Raw genomic sequence first — 6,085 nt, 5'->3', positions numbered from 1 at the left:
GCACTCAAAAAGTTCTCACCCAGCATGTATTTGTGTACCGAATTCGCCAGCTCAATCTTGGTTCCACCGTTGCTGGCTGAATTAGCGTAATAATCCTTAATCCCGGCACGCTGAGCCGTACTGCGTGAGCGGGTCAGGTTCGCCAACTGGTTCGTTCTGTCAGCTTGCAGGCTAAAGTCGATATCCTGCTGTTCCTTTTGACGTGCCAATATCATGGCCTGAAGGTTGTTTTGAAATTCAGCCTCATCTTGCGCAATCACCTGGTCATTGATGCGGCTCACATAATCGGTCAGCAAGGCCAGCGCGACTTGGGGATTATCCGCCGACACCGACAGCATAAAGTAAGGGAGGGTTTTCTTTTCATCCTGCGGGGACGTCACCAGCCCCTTGTCCGCCATCTCCGTTAGCCAAACACGTTTCGCCTGCGATTCCATCGATTCAGTCTGTTGCTTGACGTAATCAGTCTCGGATAGGTAAGTCAGCTTCTCATTGGGGCTGGATACCATCTCGGTGAACCGGTTGAATAAATGGTTGGCTATCGCCTGTGGGTCGGCGTTAATGCCACTCACCCGGGCAAAGGCCCGTCTTAATGTCAGGTAATCGTCCATCTGGGCCATTCTTGGCGGGGAGACATAGGCTTTGACCGTCCACTGTTCTTTAGCGGTAAAGGCATAGATGCCGGCTATCAGCGTGGTAACCAGCGTCACCAACAGAATCAAGCCTTTCTTGTCCCAGAGTCGAAGGAGCAATTCAAACAGGTCTATCTCATCGTTATCGTACGCGTGACGAGACCCAGCCTGATTGGCGGTATAACCTGATGGGGCGTTTAACGTTTTTTGACTTATTTCACTCATCGTCATACCTCATCGGATGCCATGACACGGGGTCTTGGTGTTGTGATACTGCCGGATGGGCACTGGGGATAAGTATCGGGCAGTCTCGTGCAGGCTTGACCGGAGCCGGGAATGACGCCAGCCATAATGCGGTAATGGAGGCAGGCGGTGGTTCGCTGAGTACGGAGACCGGGGCGCAACGAAGGGGGCTGTGGCGCTGAGCATCCGCATCTCGGAAAGAGGAAAGTAGCCATGGCATTGGGATCATCACCGCTATCGCCAGCAAGGTCACCGCACTGACCGCAATATCCAAACCGGTCACTCTCATGGCACACACTCCCTGTTGTTACCTCGTCCCGTCGATTAGCTTCCGACACGCGCATTCCCATCCGTTTGATAAGCCGGGTAAATGTACCGGCCCTGAAACGTTCCTCGGCAACCGAGGCACATGTAACGTGGTAAGCCACTGCGAGCTTTACCGTGTTTGCGGATCTGNGTTGCTGTATCGCAATGCGGACACGCCGGGCGTTGCCGTTGTTTGAGTAATGTCATCATCGTCATCGTCATCTAAAATCTCCGAGACCGGACCTGAGTCGTAAGCGGTCTATCGTTGTCCAGTACCACAAGCTGAGCATATTGGCGGCATCCACGGGCACCTTATGCCTCGGTCACTGACTGGGCCTGGCAACTCGTCTGATAAACGTATTTACCCTGAAACGTGCGACCACAGTCACAACAGCGGTAACGCTGAAAGCCACAGCGCGATGTTCCNTGTTTGCGCACCTGGGTGGTGTCATCGCAATACGGGCAANCGGGTGNGGGTTTTCGGTATATGAACATCGTCAAACTCCTTATTCAGGGGATAGTGCCCCCGGTAAAAATTGATAACTCAGTAAAATTAGGTTGTCCCACAACTCGTGCCATATCTCGGTGATGCGGTAACCCTGTGCGGTCACTCCTCATTGTGGTACTTCACCGTTTCCNNGGCGTTTTTNNNGGNNATNNGGGTCGAGGCCAGGGATTTCTGATTAGGTGATGGCACTGACCGGCCTGCATAGCCAAGACCCTGTCTCGCCTCATGACTACAATATCTCGCCCGTGACCCCGCCCAAAGTCGGTTCTCAGGCAACCGGGCAACATCCTCGGCCATCGCCCAATACTGAGACGCGCCTCTCCAATCACCGGACTGCTCTTTTAACGCGGCAATATGTGCCAGCTCGGCATAGTGATGGGCAGACTCAGGGTTCAAACGTTGTGACATAACGGCACCTTCAAAAGACATAAATAAAAACGGTAGGGGATTACCCCAAAATCAAACCAAACCAGGCAACCCAATCGCTGACGCTGACGTTAACGCTGAAAAAGCAAGGCATTGACAGACGGAATATTTCGCACCAGACTGAATTAGCAATGTATCAGGTCGTAAACTGACCACCACTCAACCATTAACCCTCGAGTTGCATGTCGAAATTGTTTTCCCACACCCTGCTTGAGTCCGCCTTCACCTGGCTCTGTCAACCCGCAAGCACTTCCCCGCGAATGCCGATGTCTGGCACCTTCGATTTCATTGGCTGACTGAAAAACAGCGCCTCTACCAGCAACTGAATGCCGGCACGTATCAACTCTCACCACTCCAGCTAGTCAAAATCGCCCAAGGGGACACCCGGGCTCTCTGGTCTTCACCGGATGCGTTAGTGCTTAAGTGCCTGACCCTGCTGTTGACACCAGTCCTTCCCGTACATCCACGGTGCGAACACATCAAAGGTCATCAGGGAGGCAAGAAAAGCGTACAACGTATCCACCAGATGCTTCGCCAACCGAATAATCGTTTTGTCTGCCGTACCGATATCAAGGGCTATTACGCCCGTATCAATAAGCAGACCCTTTACTCACAGGGACAATCTCATGTTCACCATCCGATACTCCTCAACCTTGTCTGGCAGTTCCTACACTACAGTGTCGAAGACGGAGGCACTTTTCATACGCCCGAATTCGGCATTGCTCGCAGTTCCTCACTCAGCCCACTCTTGGCGGCATTCCACCTGTACGAAGTGGATGCTCACTTTGCCCAACAAACGAATCTGGATTACTCACGCTACATGGATGACTTCTTCATCATCGCCAACACTCGCTGGCAGCTCCGCAGGGCAGTCCGAAAGCTTAACCAGTTCTTTGACCAATTCGGTTTTCACCAACACCCCGATAAAACCTTCATCGGCCCCACCCGCAAAGGCACCGACTGGATGGGATACCGGTTAACCGACAAGGGCGTCCAATCTGTCGCACCCAGAGCCCTCACCAACCACCTGACTAGACTTCGCCGGCTTTATGAGCAAACCCGACACCTGACTGCCAGACAGCAGCAGGTGCGGGTGGCGGGGTATGTTGGGCGGTGGCAGGTGTGGAGCGTATGTATTCAAATGCCTGCACCTATATGCCGACCTCACCCACCACGGACTTGCTAGCCAGAGCCCGAGGTGGCATGAGCTATATGACCTCCTTGCACACCAACACCGCATCCGTGCTTCCATAAGTTGTTGCAATGATGTCTGCGTCGGGCATTGACCAAGCTACTTCCATCCTGGTATTCCGTATGTCGGCGTTAAACGCCACTTTTCCGTTCACCAATCCCCCTGTATTCCATCCCGTCGTTACCGCCCGATGCGAAGTCCAGAAAGAGGAGTTTCCTCCTAAGACACCGAGATTTATACCTCCTTTACCATTATACGACCTGTATATATAGCCAGTGCGCGGCCATGTCGATGTCCCCCCCCACTCCGCTAGGATGCCGCCCACACCGCGCGCGACCGATACGTTATGGGCCCCTAGCGACGGTAGCCCTGTTATCGACACAGGGGGATTTTGAGATGCTGGCCCTAAATCCCGCGCCGTTGGTATTGTCGAACCCGCTGGGCATACGTTTCCCGTGAAGTACGTCTTGACGCCGTGGTCTACGTACCACGCCGCTGTCGCGAATGTGTGCTTGAATGCCTTGCCTGTCGCATTTTCAGTCGCCGTTATTGTCACCTCAGCCTCCGAGCTGGATGTCGGCTTGGACTTAATAGTTACTTTCCCCACAGCTGAAACTGTGACGTGCGATCTGTTCACCGCCCATGTGTACGCTCCATTGCCGGTTGCACTAGTTCCGTTCATGTAGATGTCAAAACTCGCTCCTGCGAACGCGGTTTTTGGCACTCCAGTGCTGGAGGCAAATCTGTAGCTGTTGATATTCACTTTCACAGTTGCCGGCATCGGCACCGGCGCCAGCGGCACCTTCACCATATAGGCCGTCACAAAGGGTACTTGCCCCGCCGTCGTCGGTAGCCCCGTCGTACTCGTTGTGGTCACCGGCGCATGCACCTCTAGCGTCATCGTCTTGCCCGGGTAGTTGCTCACCAGAGCGGTGGTCAGCTGTGTCCCGCTCAGCACCGCGCCCAGGTCGTCCTTCCACACCAACGTGGCGCTCGACATGTCCGGGGTCATCGTCAGGCCCGTATCCCCGTCCGCATCGTGCGGCGTAATCCCCGTTGTGACTGACGAGACTGTAAACTGACTCGGCGTGGCCGTCTGGCTCACAATGACGTTATTCGTCACCACCGTCGTCCCGTCCGGCATCACGGCGTATAAGTCACCCACGGCTGTCGGTGCTCTGCCATGGATTATCCCTGTCGGGTCGCTCAGTACCACTGCCCCGATAGGGACGGCAGAGCCAACAAGTATGACCGCGATAAGTACGGCCAGCACGGTGCGGGGTGTTCCTGTGGTGTCTTGCGTCATATGTCCCTCTCTACCACATTACGTGGCACGCCTATTTTGAATGTGAAGATGATGATGTTGTTCAACTGCTTAACAATCACTACCGAGTGACCCGCCAGAGTGGATGACCGGGTAGCAACTGTATTTTGCTCAATGCTGGGTTAAAAACGGGCAGGAAAACCCTGCCCGTGGTCCTGATTGACACTAACCCGATTTAGTCGGGGTTTAGTAGTCGACCGCCAGACTGAAGCCCTGCGCACCGTCTGCAGAACCCGTCAACGCCGTACCGCCCGTGACCGGTGTCGTGTTTATCGGAATGGTAAAGCTGCCATTCACGACGTTGGTCGCAAAGCCCGTACCCGCCGGTGCAGTAATGCTGTCCGTTGCACTGGTGCCCACTAAGCGCCAGTTGTAGTTCGGTACGCTGGTGGTAATGTCGGTCGCGCCAGCGCCCACAGCACCCGTAGAGGTATCCCACAGTTTAAACACGTAAGTGTCGCCAACATTCAGGTTCGTCGCTGTACCAATCAGGTTCGTCGTCAGGTTGGTGCTCAGATAAATCGCTGGTGTTGCGTTGCCGCCTGGTATGATTGGACCCGTTGGTGGGAATGGACCCGTACCCCCACCACCGTTATTAATGTCGACAATATTAATCGGCGTTCCACTAATCGGGTCACCCGAGGCCGAGTATTCGGTCACCTCAACGCGTATTGCCGACGCACCAATCGCCGCAGCCGGAACCGTCAGCACACTGGTACCCGTTCCGCCAATCGCGGTTGCTGCCGTATTGCTGACACCCGTCGTTATCGCCGTATCAACCCCACCGAGAGTGTAATACCAGGTTACGTGGGCCGTAGAGTCATCCTCATCTTCGTCCGTATCATTGTATTCATACGTCATCGTGATGGTGTCACCCGAACTAATTGAGCCCGCCACTTGAGCCGTATGAGCGAAGTCAACGGCGTGTTGCGCACCGTTCGATGCAGCACTCAGTACCGGCACCGTACCCTGAATGGTCCCGGTCGGGGCGGTCATTACTGCATACGCACTGCTCATGGTGTAGCCGGCCAGCGCTAACGCCAGAACCAGCTTCTTTAACGTAAATGTATTGCTTTTTTTCATTTCACTTCTTCCTTGGTTTAATGTGTTCATTGATTTCATTGATTTCATTGATTTCATTGATATAGTTCATAACGCGCAAGACCTGACGGTAATGGCGTTTCATTCATCGCCTGTCTCGGGATGGCGGGTTAGGCTCTCGGCCTGACCCACCTTCAATAAGACAGGTCGGGGACTTAGTTAAAATCCACTTTCAGGCTAAAGCCCTGGTCGCCCGGCGCAGCCCCTGAGTTCGACGCACTGTTCACCGGAATGGTGTAAGTGTCCGAAGTCGCACCGGCAATACTGTAGTTATTCAAGGTCGCCACCGCACTGGTGCCGTTCGCTGCGGAGTTCGAGCCATCCAGCTTCCACTGAATACTGACCGGTACTACCTG

7 protein-coding genes and 2 pseudogenes are annotated in these 6,085 nt (G+C 54.2%); 1 reads left to right on the top strand and 8 read right to left on the bottom strand.

The window, feature by feature from the left end; genetic code table 11:
* The 5 genes and pseudogenes from YWE_RS0120405 to YWE_RS28145 form a co-directional block, all read right to left on the bottom strand.
* On the bottom strand, nucleotides 1–854 hold an 854-nt coding region (locus tag YWE_RS0120405), incomplete at its 3' end, for an LPS O-antigen chain length determinant protein WzzB (protein WP_051323482.1).
* Complete coding sequence (locus YWE_RS0120400; protein WP_029096145.1) at nucleotides 847–1,161, bottom strand: hypothetical protein; 315 nt, start codon at nucleotides 1,159–1,161, stop codon at nucleotides 847–849. The genes YWE_RS0120405 and YWE_RS0120400, both read right to left, overlap by 8 nt.
* A gap of 35 nt (nucleotides 1,162–1,196) precedes the next feature.
* On the bottom strand, nucleotides 1,197–1,385 hold the full coding sequence (locus tag YWE_RS32080; protein ID WP_428829292.1) for an IS1/IS1595 family N-terminal zinc-binding domain-containing protein: 189 nt from the start codon (nucleotides 1,383–1,385) through the stop codon (nucleotides 1,197–1,199).
* Nucleotides 1,386–1,490: 105 nt separating this feature from the next.
* Entirely contained in the window at nucleotides 1,491–1,673 is a 183-nt protein-coding gene (locus tag YWE_RS32075) for an IS1/IS1595 family N-terminal zinc-binding domain-containing protein (RefSeq protein ID WP_428829263.1), read from the bottom strand.
* 112 nt (nucleotides 1,674–1,785) lie between these two features.
* Nucleotides 1,786–2,094, bottom strand: a pseudogene (locus YWE_RS28145) (ANR family transcriptional regulator).
* 433 nt (nucleotides 2,095–2,527) lie between these two features.
* Here YWE_RS28145 and YWE_RS28140 point away from each other — a divergent pair.
* Nucleotides 2,528–3,298 carry an RNA-directed DNA polymerase gene (locus tag YWE_RS28140; protein ID WP_051323481.1) on the top strand — a complete coding sequence of 257 codons (771 nt, stop codon included), beginning with the start codon at nucleotides 2,528–2,530 and terminating at the stop codon, nucleotides 3,296–3,298.
* Nucleotides 3,299–3,320: 22 nt separating this feature from the next.
* Here the strand turns inward: YWE_RS28140 and YWE_RS31010 are convergent, their stop codons facing one another.
* The 3 genes and pseudogenes from YWE_RS31010 to YWE_RS31005 form a co-directional block, all read right to left on the bottom strand.
* Nucleotides 3,321–4,610 (bottom strand): hypothetical protein, encoded by a 1,290-nt coding sequence (locus tag YWE_RS31010; RefSeq protein WP_029096144.1) that lies wholly within the window; start codon nucleotides 4,608–4,610, stop codon nucleotides 3,321–3,323.
* A gap of 204 nt (nucleotides 4,611–4,814) precedes the next feature.
* Nucleotides 4,815–5,711 (bottom strand): SinI family autotransporter-associated protein, encoded by an 897-nt coding sequence (locus tag YWE_RS0120375; protein WP_029096143.1) that lies wholly within the window; start codon nucleotides 5,709–5,711, stop codon nucleotides 4,815–4,817.
* A 173-nt stretch (nucleotides 5,712–5,884) separates the two neighbouring features.
* Nucleotides 5,885–6,085: pseudogene (locus tag YWE_RS31005) on the bottom strand (SinI family autotransporter-associated protein); the annotation flags it as partial.

Source organism: Budvicia aquatica DSM 5075 = ATCC 35567 (assembly GCF_000427805.1).
GTDB classification, from domain to species: Bacteria; Pseudomonadota; Gammaproteobacteria; order Enterobacterales; family Enterobacteriaceae; genus Budvicia; species Budvicia aquatica.
Note: the sequence above shows the minus strand (reverse complement) of the source record. Positions and strands in the feature narration are given on the sequence as shown.

Bases quoted from the DNA above. Each gene is read 5' to 3' on its own strand.
- YWE_RS0120400 (WP_029096145.1), bottom strand. From the start codon at position 1,161: ATGAGAGTGACCGGTTTGGATATTGCGGTCAGTGCGGTGACCTTGCTG.
- YWE_RS0120375 (WP_029096143.1), bottom strand. From the start codon at position 5,711: ATGAAAAAAAGCAATACATTTACGTTAAAGAAGCTGGTTCTGGCGTTA.
- YWE_RS31010 (WP_029096144.1), bottom strand. From the start codon at position 4,610: ATGACGCAAGACACCACAGGAACACCCCGCACCGTGCTGGCCGTACTT.